We start from the raw sequence: 21,855 nt of genomic DNA on the forward strand, positions 1-21,855 counted from the left end.
CACCTGTTAGTCCAGTTCGTTGTCGAGATCGTTATTACCAGCAGCCTGCACAGGCGCACCCGCTACGCGGTTATATTTCGGGCTCAGCTGGATGTAGAGCACCGCCATCACGGTACCAATGACACCCAGAGCGACCAGGTTGAAATCGGTGAACGCGGCGGTAACAAAGCCCAGATAGAAGAACGGCATCAGGTAGCCTGCGCGCATCATGTTGATGACCATCGCATAACCGACAACCACGATCATGCCGCCCGCGATGTTCAGACCGCCGGTGACCACTTCTGGAATGGCGTTCAGCATGCCCTGCACTTCGCTGGTGCCCACGGAAATCGCCACGATAACCGCCGGAATAGCGATACGCATGGCCTGCAGGAACAGAGAGGAAACGTGTAGCCAGGATATGGCCGTCAGGTTTCCGTTCTCGGCGGCCTTATCCGCCGCGTGCTGGAAGGCAACGGTGATGGTACGAACGATAATGGTCAGAACCTGGCCTGCCGCAGCCAGCGGGATGGCCAGCGCGATACCGGCACCGATGCTTTGATGGCCGGCGATAACCAGAACGGTAGAGATAATAGATGCAAGGGCGGCATCCGGCGCAACGGCCGCACCGATGTTCATCCAGCCCAGGGCGATCATTTCCAGGGTACCACCGATAATAATACCGGTTTTCATATCCCCGAGAACGGCGCCAATCAGCGTACAGGCCACCAGAGGACGGTGGAACTGAAATTCATCAAGTACCGACTCCATACCCGCAATACACGCGACGATGAACACCAGCACAATCTGAAGAAAGGTAATCTCCATTGCACTTCTCCTGTTGATTAAGTCTTAAGTTGAAAATTGCGTTGCGATCTGCGGGGTGACTTATTTCACCTTGGCGATCAGATCCATCATTTTCAGTTTCTGGTCGGTGGAAACTTTGCGGGCTTCCAGTTCGATACCGCGGGCGTTCAGCTTTTTGAACGCTTCGATATCTTTTTCATCGACCGAAATGGCGTTGTTCACCTGCGTTTTGCCCTGACGGAAAGCCATACCGCCGATGTTGACGCTGGTGATTTTCACGCCGCCTTCAACCACGCGCTCAACGTCCGTTGGGTTAGTGAACAGCAGCATAATGCGCTCGCCTGCGTATTTGGGGTTGTTATAGACGCGGATCATTTTCGCGACGTCTACAACGTGGGCGGTAACGCCCGGAGGTGCAACCTGAGTCAGCAGCGTTTTACGTACCGTATCCGCCGCAACTTCGTCGCTGACGACGATAATGCGGGAAACGTTGGTTTCTTTAGTCCAGCGGGTGGCGACCTGCCCGTGGATTAAACGGTCATCGATACGCGCAAGCCCGATAACCATGTAGTCGTTTGGACCCATTGGTTTCAGCGGCGCAGCCGCTTTCGGTGCAGCAGCCTGAACCGGAGCAGGGGCGGCCTTTTCCACCGGCTTCGCTTTCAGGGCCTTCACGCCTTCGCGACCGGTTTCCACCGCCAGGGCAACCAGCTCATCGAACGACGGGTTATCGTCGCGCGCCATCAGCGTTTCGACCAGCATCGGGATATTAACGCCCGCGATGACTTCATAATGTTCTTTATCGACGACAATGCGGCTGGCAGCGTTAAACGGGCTGCCTCCCCATGTATCGACGAGAAATAACACGCCTTTTGCTGTATCCAGCTTTGCCAACTGAGCGTTGTACTTCTCGATCAACGTTTCTGCGTTTTCGCCAGGAACGAAATCGATCCAGCCAACGTTTTCCTGTTCGCCCAGCAGCATTTCTGCCGTTTTTAACAGCTGTTCTGCAGCCCAACCATGTGTGCCTATTACAATAGCAATCGTCACTTGCTACCTCCTTTATAATCGTGAATGCATCATCTGTTGTGATACATCCTGAATCACTCTTGCGAACAAAATCGATTCAGTAAGGGTGTAAGATATAAAGTAATTACTACAGCGAATTATTTTAGACAGTGAAAAAATAATTAATGTGATGAAGCTCCGCTAATTTTGCATCGGTTGGTAATTATTTTGCAGCGCAAAAAATAGTCTTAGCTATTGCAAAGACAGGTAAATTTTTTCCAATATTGCTCTATATTTTGCTATGTTTACGTTCCGTTTAATCACTCAGGAGTATAGGGCATAGCCCGCTATATGGATCGTCACCGACGCCTTTTCACCTTCCGGCATTCGTCTGCCGCCATCACCTGCTACGTTTTTTCACCAGCAACAAGTGTCTCGTCTGTGCATGACACAGCGATGACTACGCCTGTCGTTAACTGGAGCTGCTCATGGAATTCTTAATGGATCCCTCTATTTGGGCCGGTTTGCTGACGCTTGTCGTCCTTGAAATCGTATTGGGTATCGACAACCTGGTATTTATCGCCATCCTTGCCGACAAGCTGCCGCCAAAGCAGCGGGATAAGGCGCGCCTGATCGGCCTTTCGCTGGCGCTGTTTATGCGCCTGGGTCTGCTGTCGGTCATTTCGTGGATGGTGACGCTCACTAAACCGCTTTTCAGCGTTGCCGATTTCTCGTTTTCCGGACGCGACCTGATCATGCTGCTCGGCGGGATATTCCTGCTGTTTAAGGCGACCACTGAACTTCATGAACGGCTGGAGAACCGCCAGCATGACTCCGGTCATGGTAAAGGTTATGCCAGCTTCTGGGTGGTTGTACTGCAAATCGTGGTACTGGACGCCGTGTTCTCGCTGGATGCCGTGATTACCGCGGTCGGGATGGTTAACCATCTGCCGGTAATGATGGCGGCGGTGGTGATTGCGATGGCGGTGATGCTGCTGGCCTCGAAGCCGTTGACTAATTTCGTCAACCAGCATCCGACAGTGGTGGTGCTCTGCCTGAGCTTCCTGCTGATGATCGGTCTGAGCCTGGTCGCGGAAGGTTTTGGTTTCCATATACCGAAGGGCTACCTGTACGCCGCGATTGGCTTCTCGATTACCATCGAGTTCTTTAACCAGATTGCGCGTCGTAACTTTATTCGCCACCAGTCGACGCTGCCTCTGCGCGCGCGTACCGCCGATGCGATTCTGCGTCTGATGGGCGGCCGCAAACAGAGCGCTGCGGCACACGATAGCGATAACGCCTCGGTGGTGCCGGTGCCGGAAGGCGCGTTTGCTGAAGAAGAACGCTATATGATTAACGGCGTGCTGACCCTGGCCCAGCGTTCGTTGCGCAGCATTATGACCCCGCGTGGGGAAATAAGCTGGGTGAACGCCGAGCAAAGTGAAGAAGAAATTCGCCGTCAGCTGCTCTCTTCGCCGCACAGCCTGTTCCCGGTATGTCGCGGCGAGCTGGATGAAATCATTGGTATCGTGCGCGCGAAAGAGATGCTGGTGGCGCTGGAAGCCGGTGAAAACGTTGCCGCACTGGCGTCGGCTTCGCCGGCGATCGTGGTCCCGGAAACCCTCGACCCGATTAACCTGCTGGGCGTCCTGCGCCGGGCTCGCGGTAGCTTTGTCATCGTCACCAACGAGTTTGGCGTGGTGCAGGGCCTGGTGACGCCGCTGGACGTACTGGAAGCGATTGCCGGTGAGTTCCCGGACGCCGACGAAACGCCGGAAATTATCATTGATGGCGACGGCTGGCTGGTGAAAGGTTCAACCGATGTGCATGCCTTGCAGCAGGCGGTAGGCGTCGACGATCTGGTCGATGAGGACGAAGATATTGCGACGGTTGCCGGGCTGGTCATTGCCGTCAACGGCCATATTCCCCGTCCTGGCGACGTGCTGGAACTGCTGCCCTTGCAGTTCACCATCGTGGAAGCCAACGACTATCGCGTCGATCTGGTACGCGTCGTCAAGCAGCGCCAGTATAACGACGAAGAAGAGTAACCTTTGTGCCCGTCGGTTTCATGCCGACGGGCTGTTTATTACCGCATTTCCCGACGCTTTTCCGCCGCCAGCCACTGCGGAAAGTCCTCTACCGGCATAGGTCGGGCATAATAATATCCCTGCAATAAATCGACGCCGTTGTCGCGCAGATAGGCTTCCTGCTCCTGGGTCTCGACGCCTTCCGCCACCATCACTATCTTCAGCCGATGGGCGAGAGCGATGATCATGTCGGTCACCGTTGCGTTGACGCTATCGACACCAATTGCGCCGATGAAAGACTTATCAATCTTCAACACATCAGGACGCAGTTTTTCCAGCCAGGAAAGAGAGCTGTTGCCGGTGCCGAAATCGTCGATGGCCAGCTTTACTCCCTTAAAATGGAGATGTTCGGCCATATGGTGATCGCCATCCTGGAGCACGTCGCGTTCGGTGAGTTCAACCACCAACTGCTGTACTGGATGGGCGCTAAACCAGTAATGATGCAGATCGCGCAGCAGTTCGCCATTCGCGAAATGGCGGGCGGCGACGTTAATGCTGATGTGAAACTGTTTATCCTGCGGAAAGAGGGCTAATTTATGGGCCGTTTGCGAAATAACGTAGCGGGTCAGGGGCAGTATCAGGTTATAACCTTCGGCGATGGGGATAAAGACATCCGGCGAAATAGCGCCTCTGCGCGGGTTATTCCAGCGCAGCAAAATCTCCACGCCGCAGCATTGCCGGGTGCGTAAGTCCTGCAGGGGCTGGCACCAAAGCGTGAACTCGTGGGCGGCGATTCCAAGGTTAATTTCCCGGGAAAAGCTCATTCTTCCCGCGGTCGCCAGCCACGCAATACCGGTCATCAACAGGCTGATTATCAGCGCCAGGGGCAGTTCGCCCGGTAGCTCATTGAAGGCGACCGCTGAGGCGCCCGGCCCGCTGACGCTAATCGTGAAAGGAAATTCCGTCGAATGCTGGCGATAGATGATTTGCTCGCCTGGCAGCGCTTCGTGATCGACCAGCCCGGTGCCGCTAATAAAGCTTTTTTCACCGACGCTGAGGCCAATTCCGGTAATTAACGCCGATTTTGCATTGAAAATTAACTCGCCCAGCAGCTCGATATTAATCACCAGCAGCACGCCGTCGTCACCGCTAAGCGAAGCGGGATACCACTGGATGAGAACCGGCGTTCCCTTGAGCAACGAAGAGTCGTAGCTGAAAGTAAGCAGCGGGTGACTGGTCGGCAAGGCGGGCTGTAACTGGTGCACCGGAATATTTCGTTGACCAAAAATACTGGAGCAGTACAGCTGTTTCGACTGCACCAGGGCGATGGATCGCACCGTCTGTAGCGACGCCGCCAGCTTACGTAACGTGAGATGAATTTCCTGACAGGGCTGGTTTACCAGGTGCAGCAGGGGTGCGTGCTGTGCCGCCAGAGGCCGCAGGATATTATCCATGGCGGTCACCATTTTATTGGTGCTGATCTGGACGCGCTGCTGATTTAGGCTACGCTGCGAAATAAATCGTATTACTAACGTCGTCGTTAGCGTAAGTAGCGTGACCAGCAAGCAAACCAGAATGCGTTTCCTGCGATAGGTTGTGATAACTTTTTGTGCAGTCTGCATGCGCGACGCCCTGTCGGCTAAAAGTGTTAATGAGAGTAACAGCCGTTATAGAGCAAGTGTAGTGGGCGCAGATAATATCGAGAGGAAAAAGAAGAATGCGCCCGTGGGCGCATTCTGTTGAGCAATGATTAGTCGCACTGAACTTTGATTGCCAGGCCGCCGCGCGACGTTTCCCGGTATTTGGCGTTCATGTCCTTACCGGTCTCATACATCGTCTCAATGACTTTATCCAGCGACACGCGCGGTTCGCTGGTGCGGCGCATGGCCATCCGACTGGCGTTGATGGCTTTGACGGAAGCGATGGCGTTACGTTCAATGCACGGTACCTGCACCTGGCCGGCCACCGGATCGCAGGTGAGACCAAGGTTGTGTTCCATGCCGATTTCCGCCGCCACGCAGACCTGCTCGGGGCTGGCGCCAAGGATTTCCGCCAGACCTGCAGCGGCCATCGAGCAGGCCACGCCGACTTCGCCCTGGCAGCCGACCTCAGCGCCGGAAATGGAAGCGTTCATTTTATACAACGTACCGATAGCGCCAGATGCAAGGAAGTAACGAATATAGATATCCGGGCTGACGGACTCGATAAAGTGGTCATAGTAAGCCAGTACCGCCGGCACGATGCCGCAGGCGCCGTTAGTCGGTGCCGTGACCACGCGGCCACCAGCGGCGTTTTCTTCATTGACCGCCAGCGCGAACATATTGACCCAGTCCACCACGTTCATCGGGTCGCTGGAGAGCTTATCGCTGGCAACCAGCATCCGCCGCAGCGCCGAGGCGCGACGAGGCACGCGCAGCGGGCCAGGCAGTACGCCTTCGGTGTTCATGCCGCGGTCGATGCAGGCGCGCATGGTCTGCCAGATATTAGCAAAATAGTCTTCAATCTCTTTTTTGCTGTGCAGAGCCAGCTCGTTCTGCATCACCATGCCGGACAGCGACATGCCGGTCTCTTTGCAGTAGCCCAGCATCTCCTGGGCGGATTTGAACGGGTAGGGTACGGAAAGTTCGCTGGCGCTCTCTTTGCCGAAATGCTCTTCATCGACGATAAAACCGCCGCCGATGGAGTAATAGGTTTTGCTGTAGATTTCTTTCTCGCCAGCCCAGGCATGAATGGTCATCCCGTTTTCATGCAGCGGCAGGTTGTCGCTACGAAAACGCATGCCGTCATTCTGCGGGAAATCGACCTCATGCTGCCCCTGCGCCAGCAGCAGGCGTCCGCGCGTTTCAACGTCGCGAATAAATGCCGGTATCGCGTCAATATCGACCGTATCGGGCTGATTGCCCGCCAGTCCCATAATAATAGCGATATCCGTATGGTGGCCTTTGCCGGTTAATGACAGTGAGCCGTAGACGTCAACCGCCACGCGCGTCACTGTATTAAGCAATCCCTTTTCGACCAGGTCATCGACGAACTGTTTACCGGCCTTCATCGGCCCTACAGTGTGGGAAGATGAGGGGCCGATCCCCACCTTGAACATGTCGAATATACTAATCACGCTAACACTCCTGACAGGGTTGTCGCGGGTGCGACAACGATGTAATCACTGCGCATAGTGTAAGAGGGAACCGGGCCATCAGCTTATGTATTCACATGAATTAAACTAATGGATAACCGCGGATTTACTAATGCTGTGAACCCGCGCTATTAAGTATATACCCTGGAAAATTCGAGTTGCAGGAAAGCTAGCGTACACGCAACCTGAAGTATGGCGGGTAGCGCTAAGGACGAGCGCCTATCTGCAGCGCCAGCTCGCGAATAATACCGGCGGTCATTCCCCAGACAAAATAATGCTGGTACCAGGATAGCCAGACGCGATGCGAATTGCCGCGGCGATGGATATCCAGCGGGTGATAGCGTCCCAGCCGCAGCGCTTCGGCCAGCGGCATTTCGAAGACCGCAGCGACTTCATCCTGGCTGGCATGATAGTGCAGGTCAGGTGGAATAATCCCTACCACCGGAGTGACCTGAAAGCCGGTGACGCTATCCACCGGCGGCAGAACGCCGATGACCTCAACCGACTCTGGCGGGATCGCGACCTCTTCCTGCGCCTCGCGCAGCGCGGCGGCGATCAGCGTCGCATCGCTGTTATCTACCGCGCCGCCGGGGAAAGCGACCTGACCCGCGTGCTTGCGCATCAGCGGCGAACGCTGGGTTAGCAGCAGCCCAGGCTGCGGGCGACGTACAATCGGGACCAGTACCGCAGCCTGACGCTGGTTAAGCGCGCTGCGCGTGGGCTGCGGGCGCAGAAGCTGAAAACGCGAAAGGAAATCGTCAAGTTCGATGGCGCTGTCCGCCATGTGCTAGCTCTCCAGTTGCTGCAGGATACGATTAACTTTATCAAAAGTTTCCTGATATTCCGCTGCTTCATCGCTATCGGCGACAATCCCGCCTCCGGCGGAGCAGTAAAGCTGCCCCTGCCAGGCCGTCAGCGTACGGATGGTAATGCTGGTATCCATATTGCCGCAGAAGCTGAGATATCCGATGCTGCCGCACCACGCATTGCGCCGCTGCGGCTCCAGCTCATCAATGATCTCCATCGCTCTGACCTTCGGCGCGCCGGTAATTGAGCCACCGGGAAAGGCCGCGCGCAGCAGGTCGGCGGCGTGCAGATGGGAAGGCAATCTGGCGGTCACGGTGCTCACCAGGTGATGCACGGCAGGGAAGGGCTCCACCACAAACAGTTCGGGCACCCGGACGCTACCGGGAGCGGCAACCCGGCCAATATCGTTGCGCATTAAATCGACGATCATCAGGTTTTCGGCGCGGTCTTTTGGCGAGTTCGCCAGCTTTTGCGCCTGCAGCGCGTCCTGCTCAGGGTCGGTCAGCCGGGGGAGCGTCCCCTTAATCGGCCTGGTTTGAATTTCGCCTTGCCGGAGCTGAATAAAGCGCTCGGGCGACAGGCTTAATACTGCCCCTTCATCCAGGCGAATAAAGGCGCTGAACGGCGCGCGATTGGCGCGGTTAAGCTGACGGAAGGCCTGCCACTCATCCCCACGATAGCTTGCCGTAAACCGCTGCGCCAGGTTGACCTGATAGCAGTCGCCGCTGTGCAGCCAGGCCTGGATCTGGCGAAACTTCTCGCCATACTCTTCGCGGCTCATATTTGAGCGCCACGCTGAGGTCAGGGTAAAGGTTTCGGCGACAGGCTCAGCCTGTGCTTCCAGCCACGCCAGGCGCGCCTGCGGATCGTCATAGCTGAATAACGACACCTCCCGACGCTGGTGATCGACGATCAATGCCCAGTCGTAGATCCCCACCGCCATATCCGGCAGCGCGATATCCGCATCCGCTCGTGACGGCAGAGATTCAAAGCGGCGGCCCAGATCGTAGCCGAACAGCCCCAGCGCGCCGCCGAGAAACGGCAGATGCGGATGAGGCTGCGGATGCAGGTTGAAGCGCGCCAGCTGCTGATGCACGAGCGTGAGCGGATCGGCGTCAGAGGTGATGACGGTTTCCCCCTCGTTGATGACGGTCGTTTGACCACGCGTTACCAGCGTGGCGCGCGGCTGGGCGACAACAATATCAAAACGATTATGCGGATGTTCGGCAAAGCCGGAATGCAGCAGCATCGCCCAGGGCCGGGAACTTAAGGAGCTAAAATAGTATTCAGCGGCATCCGGACGCCAGGGCAGGGAAATCATAGCGGGGGACAACATCGTCTTCTTCAATCCTGATCGTTACCGCCCGCTGGTATACGAGAGGACGGCGTGAAATAATTACGCCCCACAATGTAGCAGGAGTCAGTCATGTTTGCAGGTTTACCTTCGCTGAGCCACGAGCAACAGCAAAAAGCAGTGGAAAGAATTCAGGAGCTGATGTCCCAGGGCATGAGCAGCGGCCAGGCTATTGCTTTAGTGGCCGATGAACTGCGCGCCTCCCATACCGGCGATCGGATTGTGGCGCGCTTTGAGGATGAAGACGAGTAAACTCCCTCCAGTTGAGATCAGGTGCCGCTTTCCGCGAACGGAAAGATCGCATCGGGTCGTTTCCCGGGGGCGTCGTAAAGCGTCACGTGCGTCACGCGCTCGCCGCGCCAGAAGGTAATTTGCGTCCCGACTGGCGTATGATTCACTTGCACTTCCGTCAGCGGTGCGCTGTTGGCAAAATCCCACAGGCAGACAAAACGCGCCTGCGGCAGGTGACTGCGTATGACCAGATAGCTGAGATCGTGAGTCGCCGGGTTATCGGGCGCCACTCCCTGCCAGAGTTCACCATCACCGGAAAGCCAGAGCGCAACGGTATCGCCGTCGCGCGCAAAGTGGCGCGGCTGGCAGCCGTTCAGCGGCGCCATGGTTGCATTGGCCATATGCCGCAGCGGTCCGCTGAGCGAAAAGGGCTGCGGCGTGCCGCTCTGATCCAACGCCTGCGCCGCCAGGTGCAAAGTCCAGTCGAGCTGCTGGCGATGCGGGTTCTCTACGGTAGAGAGATCGATCAGCACCTCTTCAAGCCATAGCAGGCGACGGCGAAAGCGCACATCTCGCCAGGCCGTCGCGTCCCACTCGACGCGGCTATGACTGTCTAGCTCCGGCGGCGGCTTGCCCCAGTCAACCTCGCTGTCCAGCCACAGTGCGTCGCTATCCATATGCCAGCCTGATACCTGCGGATTGGCCGGAGGCTGGTTGGTCTGATTGACGGAAAGCGTATTATGGGTGGCGCTGTTTTTGTAGTAGTCGTAGTGCATTTTCGCGCCGTAGCCGGTTGTGCCCATATCCGGGAGCAGCCAGCCGTCGTGATGCCAGAGCATCAGCCCCAGCCTGTCGTAATGATCGTGTTCGCCGCCCCAGGGACTGTGCTTTATCAGCAGCGCCTGCTGCGGGCGCCGCCAGAGAGTGAGCCCCGCGCCTGGCGCAAACAGCGATTGCTGAGGAATGAGCGCCTGCGTCGTTTCAGGCAGCGGCTGGTTGCGCCACAGCAAGGTCTCGCGGACATCAGGTTCCGTTTCAATAAACTGCAGCACGGCGGCGTAGAGCGGGTCACGCCAGATAAACCAGGCGAATTCGTACAGATCCCGGTGTCGCAGCTTTTCTTGTCCGGCGAGGCAGTCGTTGAGGCGAGGGAAGGTTCCGTCCGGCAGCAGCAGCGACAGCGGGAACTTCAGCATCGGCTGATACCAGGGGCCATCCAGCAGGCTCCAGCGAGTGCCGCGCGCCAGTTTTTCAAAGGCAAAAAAGCCCTGCAGCGCGTAGTAGTGGTAGTGAATCGAACCTTCAAACCATAGCCCCTCCGCCAGCAGGCCCTTTTCCAGCTGCCAGCGCAGGCCGTAAGGCTGGTTAACGGCGAATTCCAGCAGGCTCTCATCTTCGAGAACGAAACCGAGAACGCCAAGCGCCGCGCTAATTTTGACTTCGTGATTATGAATCTGCGCAGTGCGGTGTTCGCGTAGAAACGTTGCCGCGCAGCGCAGCAGGTTGTCGCGAATATGCCGCTCTTCGGCGGAGGTTAAGCCGTCGCGAATAAAGTCATAACCCAGCGTCATCTCCAGAATACAGTTGGCTTCACACAGCGTCTGGGCGTTCATCTTCCCCGGTCCGTTGTTGGGAATATCACCGTGAATTTGATAGCCGGGATAGACGTCAGCGTAACCCATCAGCAGCGTGCGAACTTTATCGCGATACGCCGTTTCGCCGGTCAGCCGCCATATCAGACCAAGCTGCTGACAGGCGCTGGCGTTACGACCGTTCATTTCTCGCCACCATGCGCCGTCCCACGGCTCACCGCTGAAAATTTCGCCATCAACCGGGCAGGCGTGGCGATGAGGCATATCCGCCCGCCACGTCAGCCGCACGCCGTGATGGGGGCAAAAATAGTAGAGGTTCCAGCTGGCGATCCCCGTTTGTGGAATGAGCGCCGTCGCGTCAAGCTGCGGTTGCGCTTCCTGCACCAGCCGTTCAAGCAGACCGCTATCGCCGGCTGCACGTCTGGCAATGTCGGGCCAGAGTCCAGAAAATTGTTTCATTAGCGGTTATCCCTGACCTCTGACGATGGGGAAAGCGGAACAATGAGCGTGGTGATATCGTCGGGATATTTCGCTCTTAACCATTGCGCTTTGGCGCGGAACAGGGGATCTTCCGGCCAGGCATGCGCGGCGGTGGCCATATTGCGCAGCGCTTTCTTGTCGTCCATCTTATCAAGGTCTTTCCAGGGCCATGGCGTATCGCTGTTAATAAACCCGGCGATGTATTGATAGCCTTTGCGCAGGCTATGGTCGTCGAGGGTGAAGTTCCAGATATCGACGCCCGCCTTCTCGCCCAGACGACCCAGTCGGTTATAGGCTTCAAGGTTGAAATTGCTGTAGTGCCACGGACGCGTGCGCTCCAGCTCGCCCATCTGGCGGCCTTCAATGTCGAATTGCCCGGCAATTCGTCGCAGCTGGGTGATGTACAGGCGCTGTTTCGCCTCGTCAGTTTTACCGCTAAACAGGGCGAAGGTCGCGGCCTGCATATCAAAATAGCTGCCGTGGTTGTTGTGCCAGTTATCTTCTTCGAAACCGTTCTGGCTGGTGGTCATCCACTGGTAATACTCGCCAAACCACTGCTTTAATGCGCTAACGTCGTTTTCGTTCAGCGCCTCTGAGGATTGCAGCAGGGCGATAGCATCCACCACCTCTACCAGCGCGCGGCTATCAATAATGCCGATACCGCGTCCGGTATTAATGCCGGGAATGGCCTGGGCATATTGCAGGTTGGGATTCATGCGCGTTTGTGGATCGATAAACCAGCTCTTCAACTGGGCCGCCGCCTTCTGCGCGTAGCGATTGTCCTGGGTGAAGTACCACGCCAGCGCAAGGGTTGATACGTCGTTACTCATCTTCACCAGGCGGTTTTTATCGGTGGCATCGCTATTGGCATCCGGGTTGGTTTGCCCATCCTTACGAATATAGGGCAGTCCGTCTTTCGTATCAGGGTTCGGCCACCAGTAGGGAGGGAAACTATAGTAGTCGTGCTTATCGCCGCTGGCGGCGACCAGGGTTTTATCCATCACCGAGAACAGCGGATGCTTGAGCGCCAGATCGGCTTTTTTTTGCAAAGCCGCTTGCGCCTGCACGAATAGCGGATCTTTCGCGGCAATCTGCTGGCGGCTAAAGGTTAAATCCTTTCCGTCGAGCGTGTACGGCTCAGCGGCATATGAGGAGGCGCTAAGGCCGGAACAAAACAGCGCAATGCCTAACAAACCTCGGCGAGGTATTGAGATCATAGTGATAACCCTTCTGCATAATATGAGAAAAGATAACAACAGAATTATACCTGTCGCGTATTTTAATGACGCATAAAACAGGCGGTTTAATTAAAGGCGAACTATTTGAATATTCGATGGCGTGCAGTGTAAAAGACAAAGTGATTTTTTTTGTGATATCCATCAAACTTATTGTCATGGATAAATAATGGCGTTTTTAATGCTGCCGCCGTCACACAATTTCGCCTTTTTCCAGATTTTTTGAATGTTTTAACAAAATCAGTAAATTTATAATTTATTGATATTATTCGATATTTTATTTGTGTCACCTTTTTTGTCACTTCTTGATGTGATCTGCTTCTATTTTTTGATTTTTGAAACGCGATTTCTTTTTAGTGTGGTTGTATTGGGAAATACATTTCTATCTAATGAAGGGAAATATTTCTTACGTCTGCTTTATTAACGTCTTAGCGATATTCAAATACCTTGCTGTGTATTAATTAAGAATTTAATTACCTTTGTGCCCTACAATAAAGGATATGCCATCATGTCTGCCAATAAATTACGTTCACTATTACTTCTCACCGCACTCGGGCTCGGCCTTAGCCAAAGCTATGCGGCTACCACCCTCAACGTTTGGATCCGCGCCAGCAACGACTCGAAAAATATCTACAAACAAGAAGCGGAAAAATTTGAAGAATCAACCGGTATCAAAATCGCGTATTTCAACGCCACTACCGACTTTGAACAGCGGCTGGCGCGCGCCACGGCGGGCAACGCCTTACCCGATCTGATTTTTAACGATGCGGCTTCGCTGGGGCAGTTTATCCAGCTGGGTATTGCCGAAGAAATTGACCCGCAAGCGATCGCCGGCGGCGACCAGCTATTCCCGACGGCCTGGAAAAGTACCCGCTATATCGACGGCAAATACTACGGCGTACCGACTTCAGCGCAAACCTTCGCGCTGTTCGTACGCAAAGACTGGCGTGAAAAACTGGGGCTGCCGCAGCCTAAGAGCTGGGATGATATCCAGACCCTGGCGAAAGCCTTCACTACCCAGGATCCCGACGGCAACGGCAAAAATGATACCTACGGCTTTATCGTTCCCGCCTCCACGACACGCGGCTACGCCAGCTGGTTTATGAGCAGCTTTATCTGGCAGGCTGGCGGTGATTTCGTTAAAGAAGAGAGCGGAAAGTTCAGCGCCTCGCTCAATACGCCGGAAGTGGCTCAGGCGATGACCTTTATACGCACCATGATGTGCGAAAAAGTCACCCAGCCGGGGGCGATTAACGCCACCACCGCCGACGTTATTCCATCCTTCCGCTCAGGGCAAAGCGGCATGTTCTTTAGCGGCCCGTACCATATCGCGCTGTTCGATAAAGATCCCGGTAAAGACAATTTTGAAGTGGTTCCGGTGGTGGGGCCAAAAGGCGAAGCGACTCTCGCGGAGGGCACCACGGTCTTTATGATGAAGAGCAGTAAACAGAAAGAGGCGGCGCGTAAATTTATCGAATTCATGATCTCGCCGGAAGGCCAGGAGATCGGCATGGGTAAAGGCAGCCAGCATATACCGGTGGTGCGCCTGCCGGTGAATAAGAACGTCGACGTCAAAGCCGTTTATCAGGACGCGCGCTGGGAAACTTTCGCCAGACTTTACAATGAACAGGGACGCTACGTGCCGCAAATTCCTAACTGGACGCCGGTACGTCAGGTGGCCGCCGACGGTTTTAACCGGATTTTTGCCGACTGCAGCAGCGATATCGCCGGCGAGCTGAAAACTATCGACGGCAAGGTGAACGCTGAGCTGAAAAAACAAAACGTGCTGGCTAACTGAGGACACAAGTGATGACGCTGCATGAGACGAAGTCCTCGCCGATAAAGCAGGCCGCTTCGCCTGACTCAACCGGATGGCTGAGTGCAAAGCGTAAGCGGGCGCTGATCCCGTGGCTGTTTTTGGCGCCTGCGCTGATTATTTTCAGCTGGTTTAAGTTTATCCCCATGATTCAGGGTCTGGTGATGAGCTTTTACAAGGTCAACTTTAATCAGCCGAACGAGTGGGTAGGACTCGATAACTTCACCCGCGCTTTTGCCGACGCAGAGTTGCACGCGGCGGTGGTGAACACTTTGCTGTACGTGGTGGTAACGATGTTCGCCGCGGCTATCCTGGCCTTCTTCCTCGCCATGCTGCTGGAAGGCCCGGCGCGCCATCTGCGCTTTATTCGAACCGCCATCTTTTTACCCGCGGTCACCAGCGCGGCAATCGTCGCCGAAATGTGGCGCATTTTGTTCAACCCGACGCCCAATGGTGTGGTTAACCACATCCTCAGCTGGTTTGGCGTCGCCGATCAGGGCTTCCTTGCCAGCTCCGATCAGGCGCTGGGGGTCATCATGCTGCTGCATATCTGGAAAGCGGTGCCCTACAACATGGTGATTTTTATTGCCGGTCTGGCGGGAATCAGCCGCGATTTATACGATGCGGCGAACGTCGACGGCGCCAGCTGGTGGAATCGTCTGCGCTACGTCACGCTGCCCGGCATGATCCCGGCGCTCTCGGTGGTGCTGATGCTCTCCTTTATCCGCGGTTTCCGCGTGTTCGCCGAGGTGTACGCCACCACCGGCGGAGGGCCGTCTAACGCCACGGAAATGGTGATGACCCATATCTACAAACTGGGTTTTGAGCAGTTTGACTATGGCTACGCCTCGGCGGTGTCGTTTCTGCTGTTCACCTTTACGGTTGTATTAACCCTCTGTCATCTGACGCTGAAAAAACGTATCGCACGTTACTAAGGAGCCGCGATGTTAAGTAAACGTTGGGATACAGCAGGGCGCTGGTGCATTTACGCGCTGCTGCTGATTGTCTTCGTCGGGCCGTTCTGGGGCATCGTGGCCACGGCCTTCAGCGGTGCGCCGGTGAAGCCGGGCGAGCTGCTGGCCTGGCCGAATCAGTTCTCGCTGGAAAACTTCATCTTTGCGTGGATGGATATCGGCGTCTGGCAGTACCTGCTGAACTCTATCCTGGTGGTGTTCTTCGGCACCGTTCTACAGGTGTCGGTCAGCGCGCTGGCGGCGTATGCCCTGGCGCGGAAAAAGTTTCGCGGCGTGGCGCTGGTGAGCCTGGTGATTTTGTCCACCATGATGCTGCCGGAAGAGGTCATCGCCATTCCGCTGTACATGATTATTAACTGGCGACTGCCGCTGATCGATGCCTCGCTCTACAACAGCTACCTCGGGATGATTTTGCCGGTGGTTGGCTGGGCTTTCTCCATCTTTGTCCTGACCGAATTTATGTCGGCGATACCGAAAGAGCTGGAAGAGGCGGCGCGGATAGATGGCGCCAACGAATGGCAGATTTTCTTCCATGTGATTCTGCCGCTGGTGAAACCGGCGCTCGGTACGGTAGTGACGTTCGGCTTCATTATGATTTGGGACCAGTACCTGCTGCCGCTGATTGTGGTTAACCAGGACAGCCTGAATACTATTCCGGTGATCCTCGGCACGCTGCGTACCGATGAGAGCATCACGCCGAACATTTTTATCGCTATTACGCTGCTGGCGATGCTCCCCAGCATCATCGTCTATCTGGGTCTGCAAAAACATTTCAACCGCGGGATTATGTCCGGCGCAGTCAAAGGATAAGGAGTGACCAATGGGATCTGTTGTACTGAATAGCGTGCGTAAATCGTATGGTGATGCGCACGTCATTAAAGACGTGTCGCTGACTATCCCGGACGGTGAATTCTGCGTTCTCGTTGGCCCCAGCGGCTGTGGGAAATCAACCCTGCTGCGCATGATCGCCGGCCTGGAGGAGATCTCTGGCGGCGAGGTGCATATTAACGAGCGCAACGTTACCGAGGTAGAACCGAAGCTGCGCGATATTGCGATGGTGTTTCAGAGCTATGCGCTCTACCCGCAGATGACGGTGCGTGAAAATATGGGTTTTGCCCTGAAGATGGCGCGCCTGCCGAAAGCGGAGATTAATCAGAAGGTTAATGAAGCCGCTGCGCTGCTGGGGCTCGAACCGCTACTGGAGCGCTTGCCGAAGGATCTCTCGGGCGGCCAGCGCCAGCGGGTGGCGATGGGGCGGGCGATCGTGCGTAAGCCGCAGGTGTTTTTGTTTGACGAACCGCTCTCCAACCTCGACGCCAAGCTGCGAACCCAGGTGCGCGGCGAAATTCGCGAGCTGCATCGCCGGCTGAAAACCACCTCGGTGTACGTCACCCACGATCAGATTGAAGCCATGACCATGGGGCAGATGATCGTGGTGCTGCGCGATGGGCGCATTGAGCAGGCGGGGACGCCGCTGGAGTTGTACGACCGGCCGGCGAATCTGTTCGTCGCTGGTTTTATCGGTTCGCCGGAGATTAACCAGCTGTCGGGCGTCGTGGTTTTGAACGGCAGCGCCACCAGCCTGCGTCTGAAAGATGGCTCGCTGCTGGCTTTGCCCGCTGGCCTTCAGGTAGCCGACGGTCAGCAGGTGGTGTACGCCATTCGCCCTGAGCAGGTCAACGTCGTCCACGAAGCGCGCGACGATGCGCTGGCGGCGAAGGTGACGGCGGTGGAGAATACCGGCTCGGATATGCAGCTGTTTTGCGATACCGGCGGCGGAGCGTTTACCTCGGTGTTCAAACAGCGTCTGGCTGTAAAAGAGGGCGATAAGATCTGGCTGCAGCCGAAGCTCTCCGGCGTGCACCTGTTCGATGGACAAAGCGGCCAGCGCATAGCGTGCCGGGAGGAAAACTAAGGTGGCGATGAAGCTGTACACCCTTGACGAAACCTGCCTGGAAAACGCCCGGGCGGGCTTAAAGCAGCCGTTCTCGCCGCTGCAGCTGGCGTTAAGCAAGCTGGTGTCAGAGGCCGACATCCTGCGTCGAGAGGCGCCGGAAAGCGTGGTGCATAAAAAGCTGCGCCCGGCCAGCGGCGACGCGCACGATTACTACAGTCTGGGCACCTACTGGTGGCCGAATCCGCGGCGGCCCAACGGGCTGCCCTATATTCGTCGCGACGGGCATATCAATCCGCAATGTGAAAACAACGATACGGACACCTCGCGCATTATCCGCATGTGCGAACGGTGCCTGACCCTGGGGCTGGCATGGTACTTTACCGGCCAGCGCCAGTATGCGCAGGCCGCGGCTACGCAAATACGCTGCTGGTTCCTGGATGCTGACACGCGGATGAATCCGCATCTGAACTACGGCCAGGCGATCCCGGGGATTGTATCCGGTCGCGGCACCGGGCTTATCGATACTCGCTTAATGTGGATGGTGGTGGATACCATCGGCCTGATCAACACGGCGAGCGTGCTTGATACCGATGATATTATCGGCCTGCACCAGTGGTTCCGCGACTTTAACCACTGGATGTACTACAGCGAAATCGGCCACTCAGAGTACGTCTGGCACAATAACCACGGCACCTGGTACGACGCCCAGCGGACGGTTAACGCGTTATTCTATGGCGATAAAGGGCTGGCGGCGCGGATCATTGAGCAGGGAATTACCCAGCGTATGGCGGCGCAGATTGACCAGGATGGCCGACAAACGATGGAGCTGGAACGCACCATCCCGTTCCACTATTCGCTATTTAACCTGGAGGCGCATCTGCTGCTCAACCGCTACGCCGAACATGTTGAGTTCGATCGCTGGAACACCATCCGCGACGGGCGAGGGGTGAAGCAGGGCATCGACTATCTGGTGCCGTTTATTCGCGAGCCGGAGCTCTGGCCGTACAGCGATCTGCAGGGGATCGTGTGGGATAGCGCGCTGCGCGTACTGCTGCAGTCAGTGCGGGGTTATGCAAAGCAGTCTGCCAGCTATCGTGATGCGCTGAAGTGTGTGCCCCAGGAGACCTTACAGTTAAAGGAGCAACTGATGTGGTGTCCGGGCGGATAGAACAATGCTTCTTGCCTCCCGACGGCGCTGTGCCTGGTCGGCCTGGCTGATATGTAGCCCGATAAGGCGTTTACGCCGCTATCCGGGGAATGCGCCGGATAGCGGCTTTGGCGCGGCTTCTTCCCGGGCGGCGCTACGCTTGCCCGGGCTACGGGGCCTCGGCTGTCTTACACTGCGGCGATGATTTTAATCTCGACTTTATACTTCGGATTCATCAGTTTCGCCTGTACGGTACAGCGTACCGGCGCATGACCGGCGACGACCCATGCATCCCAGGCCTGATTCATCGCCGCAAAGTCTGCACCGTCGGCGAGGAAAATAGTCGCATCAAGAATACGTGATTTGCTGCTGCCCTGTTTCTCCAGCACCGCATCGATCTGCGCCAGCGTATCAGCGGTTTGCGCGCAGGCATCGGCATCGAGGTTGGACGGTACGCCGGTGTAGTACAGCGTCTGGTTATGAATCACCACATCAGACCAGCGGGCTTCGGCATCAATACGCGTAATGGTCATGTTTATTTCCTCTCTGTTCCGGTTCATTAAGCTGCGGCAAGACTGCCATAATGTTTCATCTGCGTCACTACCTGCACTGGCGAAAACCCCTCCACCCTGACATAATCACTGTCCAAATAACCAGGGGGTAATGTGATCGACGATTTTGCAGCAGACGGCCAGCTGGCCAGCGCGATTGCCGGATTTAAGCCGCGCGAGCCGCAGCGCCAGATGGCTTTCGCCGTCGCCAGTGCAATTGAAGAAACTCGTCCGCTGGTGGTGGAGGCGGGCACCGGGACCGGGAAAACCTACGCCTACCTGGCGCCTGCGCTACGCGCCAACAAGAAAGTCATTATTTCCACCGGCTCGAAAGCGTTACAGGATCAGCTCTACAGTCGGGATTTACCCACTGTCGCTAAAGCGCTGAACTTCACCGGTAAACTGGCCCTGCTGAAAGGGCGTTCGAACTACCTGTGCCTGGAGCGTCTGGAACAGCAGGCGCTCGCCGGTGGCGACCTGCCGGTGCAAACCCTCAGCGATGTCATTCTGCTGCGCTCGTGGTCTAACCAGACCGTCGATGGCGATATCAGCACCTGCGTTAGCGTGGCCGAAGATTCCCAGGCCTGGCCGCTGGTCACCAGTACCAACGATAACTGCCTCGGCAGCGACTGCCCCTTATATAAAGACTGTTTTGTGGTGAAAGCGCGGAAAAAGGCGATGGATGCTGACGTGGTCGTCGTCAATCATCATCTGTTCCTCGCCGATATGGTGGTCAAAGAGAGCGGCTTTGCCGAACTGATTCCGGAAGCGGAAGTGATGATCTTCGATGAAGCGCATCAGCTGCCGGATATTGCCAGCCAGTACTTCGGCCAGTCGCTCTCCAGCCGCCAGCTGATGGACCTGGCGAAAGATATTACTATTGCTTATCGCACCGAACTTAAAGACACCCAGCAGCTGCAGAAGTGCGCCGACCGCCTGGCCCAGAGCACGCAGGATTTTCGTCTGCAGCTGGGGGAGCCCGGCTATCGCGGCAACCTGCGCGAGCTGCTGGCGGATAACAATATTCAGCGCTCGCTGCTGCTGCTTGATGATGCGCTCGAACTCTGTTACGACGTGGCAAAGCTGTCGCTGGGCCGCTCGGCGCTGCTCGATGCCGCTTTTGAGCGGGCCACCGTATACCGAGGCCGCCTGAAGCGGTTAAAAGAGACCAATCAGCCCGGCTTTAGCTACTGGTATGAGTGTACTTCCCGCAACTTCACCCTGGCGCTGACCCCGCTGACGGTGGCGGATAAGTTTAAAGAGGTGATGGCGCAAAAGTCCGGGAGCTGGATCTTCACCTCGGCGACGCTATCGGTCAATGACGATTTGCACCACTTTACCGATCGTCTGGGCATAGGCGACGCGCAAACGCTGCTGCTCCCTAGCCCCTTCGATTATGCCCACCAGGCGCTGCTGTGCGTGCCGCGCAATTTGCCGTTACCGAACCAGCCCGGCGCCGCGCGACATCTGGCGGCGATGCTCAAACCGCTGATTGAAGCCAACGACGGGCGCTGCTTTATGCTCTGCACTTCGCACGCCATGATGCGCGACCTGGCGGAACAGTTTCGCGCCACCATGACGCTGCCGGTTCTCCTGCAGGGAGAAACCAGCAAAGGCCAGCTTTTACAGCAATTCGTCAGCGCCGGAAATGCGCTGCTGGTGGCGACCAGTAGCTTCTGGGAAGGGGTGGACGTGCGCGGCGATGCGCTTTCTCTGGTGATTATCGACAAGCTGCCGTTCACCTCGCCGGACGATCCGCTGCTGAAAGCGCGGATGGAGGATTGTCGCCTGCGCGGCGGCGATCCTTTTGATGAGGTCCAGCTACCGGACGCCGTCATCACCCTCAAACAGGGCGTGGGGCGTCTGATTCGCGACATCGACGATCGCGGGGTCCTGGTTATCTGCGACAACCGTTTGGTTATGCGCCCCTATGGCGCCGTCTTCCTCGCGAGCCTTCCGCCTGCGCCGCGCACGCGCGATATCCGTCGGGCGGTGCGTTTTCTTGCGGTGCCGTCGGCGAGGTAATCCGGCGCAAAATGTGGTAAGCTGCGCGCCATTTTGTCAATCTGCTAGAGCGAGAGCGCGACAACCCATGCGAATTTTAGCTATCGATACCGCCACGGAGGCCTGCTCCGCGGCGCTGTGGAATGATGGCACCCTCAGTGCTCATTTTGAAATCTGCCCCCGCGAACATACCCAACGTATCCTGCCTCTGGTGCAGGATGTCCTCAATGAAAGCGGCACGCTATTAACCGAGCTTGACGCGCTGGCCTTTGGCCGTGGGCCGGGCAGCTTCACCGGCGTGCGCATTGGTATCGGAATTGCACAGGGCCTGGCGCTGGGGGCCGAGCTGCCGATGATCGGCGTGTCCACGCTGGCAACCATGGCGCAGGGCGCATGGCGAAAAACCGGCGCCACCCGCGTGCTGGCCGCCATCGACGCCAGAATGGGCGAAGTTTACTGGGCGGAATATCAGTGCGATGAACAGGGCATCTGGCACGGCGAAGAGAGTGAAGCGGTGCTGAAGCCGGAAGCGGTTCGCGAGCGTCTGCAGCAGCTGGAGGGGGAGTGGGCTACCGTCGGCACCGGCTGGCAGGCGTGGCCGGATATGGCTACCGGCTGCGGCTTAACGCTCGCCGACGGCGAAATTGAGCTTCCTGACGCGCAGGATATGCTGCCGCTGGCTTGCCATCTGTTTACGGTGGGAAAAACCGTGGCCGTTGAACACGCTGAACCAGTTTATTTACGCAATGAAGTGGCGTGGAAGAAACTTCCTGGCCGCGAGTGAATCTCAGTAACTATATGTCTGAGAAGAAG

18 protein-coding genes are annotated in these 21,855 nt (G+C 56.6%); 9 read left to right on the forward strand and 9 right to left on the reverse strand.

Annotation, left to right across the window (positions count from 1 at the left end):
* Positions 1 to 6: 6 nt before the first annotated feature.
* Positions 7 to 807 (reverse strand): PTS mannose transporter subunit IIC, encoded by an 801-nt coding sequence (gene manY, locus KO1_RS01850; protein WP_004103305.1) that lies wholly within the window; start codon positions 805 to 807, stop codon positions 7 to 9.
* Between the two features lie 60 nt (positions 808 to 867).
* Positions 868 to 1,836: a PTS mannose transporter subunit IIAB gene (gene manX, locus KO1_RS01855; protein WP_004103303.1), complete on the reverse strand. Its 969-nt coding sequence runs from the start codon at positions 1,834 to 1,836 to the stop codon at positions 868 to 870.
* A 446-nt stretch (positions 1,837 to 2,282) separates the two neighbouring features.
* Between manX and yoaE the strand changes: the two genes are divergently transcribed.
* Positions 2,283 to 3,842 carry a CNNM family cation transport protein YoaE gene (yoaE, locus tag KO1_RS01860; protein WP_017145648.1) on the forward strand — a complete coding sequence of 520 codons (1,560 nt, stop codon included), beginning with the start codon at positions 2,283 to 2,285 and terminating at the stop codon, positions 3,840 to 3,842.
* A gap of 38 nt (positions 3,843 to 3,880) precedes the next feature.
* Here yoaE and pdeD read toward each other — a convergent pair whose 3' ends face one another.
* From pdeD to pabB, 4 genes are all read right to left on the reverse strand, one after another.
* The gene (pdeD, locus tag KO1_RS01865) at positions 3,881 to 5,443 is read right to left on the reverse strand and encodes a cyclic di-3',5'-guanosine monophosphate phosphodiesterase PdeD (RefSeq protein ID WP_024274394.1); all 1,563 of its coding nucleotides are present in this window, start codon (positions 5,441 to 5,443) and stop codon (positions 3,881 to 3,883) included.
* Positions 5,444 to 5,571: 128 nt separating this feature from the next.
* The gene (sdaA, locus tag KO1_RS01870) at positions 5,572 to 6,936 is read right to left on the reverse strand and encodes an L-serine ammonia-lyase (RefSeq protein ID WP_004103297.1); all 1,365 of its coding nucleotides are present in this window, start codon (positions 6,934 to 6,936) and stop codon (positions 5,572 to 5,574) included.
* Positions 6,937 to 7,159: 223 nt separating this feature from the next.
* Positions 7,160 to 7,738: a CoA pyrophosphatase gene (locus tag KO1_RS01875; protein WP_064406819.1), complete on the reverse strand. Its 579-nt coding sequence runs from the start codon at positions 7,736 to 7,738 to the stop codon at positions 7,160 to 7,162.
* Between the two features lie 3 nt (positions 7,739 to 7,741).
* Complete coding sequence (pabB, locus tag KO1_RS01880) at positions 7,742 to 9,097, reverse strand: aminodeoxychorismate synthase component 1 (RefSeq protein ID WP_004113732.1); 1,356 nt, start codon at positions 9,095 to 9,097, stop codon at positions 7,742 to 7,744.
* 90 nt (positions 9,098 to 9,187) lie between these two features.
* Here pabB and KO1_RS01885 point away from each other — a divergent pair, with 90 nt between their 5' ends.
* A complete protein-coding gene (locus KO1_RS01885; RefSeq protein WP_004103292.1) occupies positions 9,188 to 9,367 on the forward strand; it encodes a YoaH family protein in 180 nt (59 codons plus the stop codon).
* Positions 9,368 to 9,384: 17 nt separating this feature from the next.
* Here KO1_RS01885 and KO1_RS01890 read toward each other — a convergent pair whose 3' ends face one another.
* Together KO1_RS01890 and KO1_RS01895 are read right to left on the reverse strand one after the other, a co-directional pair.
* A complete protein-coding gene (locus tag KO1_RS01890) occupies positions 9,385 to 11,397 on the reverse strand; it encodes a heparinase II/III domain-containing protein (protein ID WP_024274393.1) in 2,013 nt (670 codons plus the stop codon).
* Complete coding sequence (locus tag KO1_RS01895) at positions 11,397 to 12,635, reverse strand: alginate lyase family protein (RefSeq protein ID WP_004103289.1); 1,239 nt, start codon at positions 12,633 to 12,635, stop codon at positions 11,397 to 11,399. Before KO1_RS01895 ends, KO1_RS01890 begins: the two co-directional genes overlap by 1 nt.
* Positions 12,636 to 13,161: 526 nt before the next feature.
* Between KO1_RS01895 and KO1_RS01900 the strand changes: the two genes are divergently transcribed.
* Genes KO1_RS01900 through KO1_RS01920 form a run of 5 tightly spaced genes read left to right on the forward strand, consistent with a single transcriptional unit; the run spans position 13,162 to position 18,508 of the window.
* Positions 13,162 to 14,451, forward strand: coding sequence for an ABC transporter substrate-binding protein (locus KO1_RS01900; RefSeq protein ID WP_024274392.1), 1,290 nt, complete (start codon positions 13,162 to 13,164; stop codon positions 14,449 to 14,451).
* A gap of 11 nt (positions 14,452 to 14,462) precedes the next feature.
* Positions 14,463 to 15,404, forward strand: coding sequence for a carbohydrate ABC transporter permease (locus KO1_RS01905; RefSeq protein WP_004103287.1), 942 nt, complete (start codon positions 14,463 to 14,465; stop codon positions 15,402 to 15,404).
* Positions 15,405 to 15,413: 9 nt separating this feature from the next.
* Entirely contained in the window at positions 15,414 to 16,253 is an 840-nt protein-coding gene (locus tag KO1_RS01910; RefSeq protein ID WP_004103286.1) for a carbohydrate ABC transporter permease, read from the forward strand.
* A gap of 10 nt (positions 16,254 to 16,263) precedes the next feature.
* Positions 16,264 to 17,358 carry an ABC transporter ATP-binding protein gene (locus KO1_RS01915; RefSeq protein ID WP_004113726.1) on the forward strand — a complete coding sequence of 365 codons (1,095 nt, stop codon included), beginning with the start codon at positions 16,264 to 16,266 and terminating at the stop codon, positions 17,356 to 17,358.
* A gap of 7 nt (positions 17,359 to 17,365) precedes the next feature.
* The gene (locus KO1_RS01920; protein WP_004103283.1) at positions 17,366 to 18,508 is read left to right on the forward strand and encodes an alginate lyase family protein; all 1,143 of its coding nucleotides are present in this window, start codon (positions 17,366 to 17,368) and stop codon (positions 18,506 to 18,508) included.
* A gap of 167 nt (positions 18,509 to 18,675) precedes the next feature.
* Here KO1_RS01920 and KO1_RS01925 read toward each other — a convergent pair whose 3' ends face one another.
* On the reverse strand, positions 18,676 to 19,020 hold the full coding sequence (locus KO1_RS01925) for a RidA family protein (protein ID WP_004113724.1): 345 nt from the start codon (positions 19,018 to 19,020) through the stop codon (positions 18,676 to 18,678).
* 132 nt (positions 19,021 to 19,152) lie between these two features.
* On the opposite strand from KO1_RS01925, the gene yoaA reads away from it, so the two are divergent.
* Positions 19,153 to 21,063, forward strand: coding sequence for a DNA repair helicase YoaA (yoaA, locus tag KO1_RS01930; protein WP_004103279.1), 1,911 nt, complete (start codon positions 19,153 to 19,155; stop codon positions 21,061 to 21,063).
* Between the two features lie 67 nt (positions 21,064 to 21,130).
* Entirely contained in the window at positions 21,131 to 21,826 is a 696-nt protein-coding gene (tsaB, locus tag KO1_RS01935) for a tRNA (adenosine(37)-N6)-threonylcarbamoyltransferase complex dimerization subunit type 1 TsaB (protein ID WP_064351659.1), read from the forward strand.
* Positions 21,827 to 21,855 lie beyond the last annotated feature (29 nt).

The organism is Klebsiella oxytoca NBRC 105695 (assembly GCF_001598695.1).
Lineage (GTDB): Bacteria > Pseudomonadota > Gammaproteobacteria > Enterobacterales > Enterobacteriaceae > Klebsiella > Klebsiella oxytoca.

What these genes read in the sequence shown, in the direction of transcription:
- KO1_RS01890 (WP_024274393.1), bottom strand. Translation starts at nt 11,397, where the DNA reads ATGAAACAATTTTCTGGACTCTGGCCCGACATTGCCAGACGTGCAGCC.
- pdeD (WP_024274394.1), bottom strand. Translation starts at nt 5,443, where the DNA reads ATGCAGACTGCACAAAAAGTTATCACAACCTATCGCAGGAAACGCATT.
- KO1_RS01875 (WP_064406819.1), bottom strand. Translation starts at nt 7,738, where the DNA reads ATGGCGGACAGCGCCATCGAACTTGACGATTTCCTTTCGCGTTTTCAG.
- KO1_RS01915 (WP_004113726.1), top strand. Translation starts at nt 16,264, where the DNA reads ATGGGATCTGTTGTACTGAATAGCGTGCGTAAATCGTATGGTGATGCG.
- tsaB (WP_064351659.1), top strand. Translation starts at nt 21,131, where the DNA reads ATGCGAATTTTAGCTATCGATACCGCCACGGAGGCCTGCTCCGCGGCG.
- yoaE (WP_017145648.1), top strand. Translation starts at nt 2,283, where the DNA reads ATGGAATTCTTAATGGATCCCTCTATTTGGGCCGGTTTGCTGACGCTT.
- KO1_RS01905 (WP_004103287.1), top strand. Translation starts at nt 14,463, where the DNA reads ATGACGCTGCATGAGACGAAGTCCTCGCCGATAAAGCAGGCCGCTTCG.
- KO1_RS01900 (WP_024274392.1), top strand. Translation starts at nt 13,162, where the DNA reads ATGTCTGCCAATAAATTACGTTCACTATTACTTCTCACCGCACTCGGG.
- KO1_RS01925 (WP_004113724.1), bottom strand. Translation starts at nt 19,020, where the DNA reads ATGACCATTACGCGTATTGATGCCGAAGCCCGCTGGTCTGATGTGGTG.
- KO1_RS01895 (WP_004103289.1), bottom strand. Translation starts at nt 12,635, where the DNA reads ATGATCTCAATACCTCGCCGAGGTTTGTTAGGCATTGCGCTGTTTTGT.
- manY (WP_004103305.1), bottom strand. Translation starts at nt 807, where the DNA reads ATGGAGATTACCTTTCTTCAGATTGTGCTGGTGTTCATCGTCGCGTGT.
- pabB (WP_004113732.1), bottom strand. Translation starts at nt 9,097, where the DNA reads ATGTTGTCCCCCGCTATGATTTCCCTGCCCTGGCGTCCGGATGCCGCT.
- KO1_RS01920 (WP_004103283.1), top strand. Translation starts at nt 17,366, where the DNA reads ATGAAGCTGTACACCCTTGACGAAACCTGCCTGGAAAACGCCCGGGCG.
- KO1_RS01910 (WP_004103286.1), top strand. Translation starts at nt 15,414, where the DNA reads ATGTTAAGTAAACGTTGGGATACAGCAGGGCGCTGGTGCATTTACGCG.
- KO1_RS01885 (WP_004103292.1), top strand. Translation starts at nt 9,188, where the DNA reads ATGTTTGCAGGTTTACCTTCGCTGAGCCACGAGCAACAGCAAAAAGCA.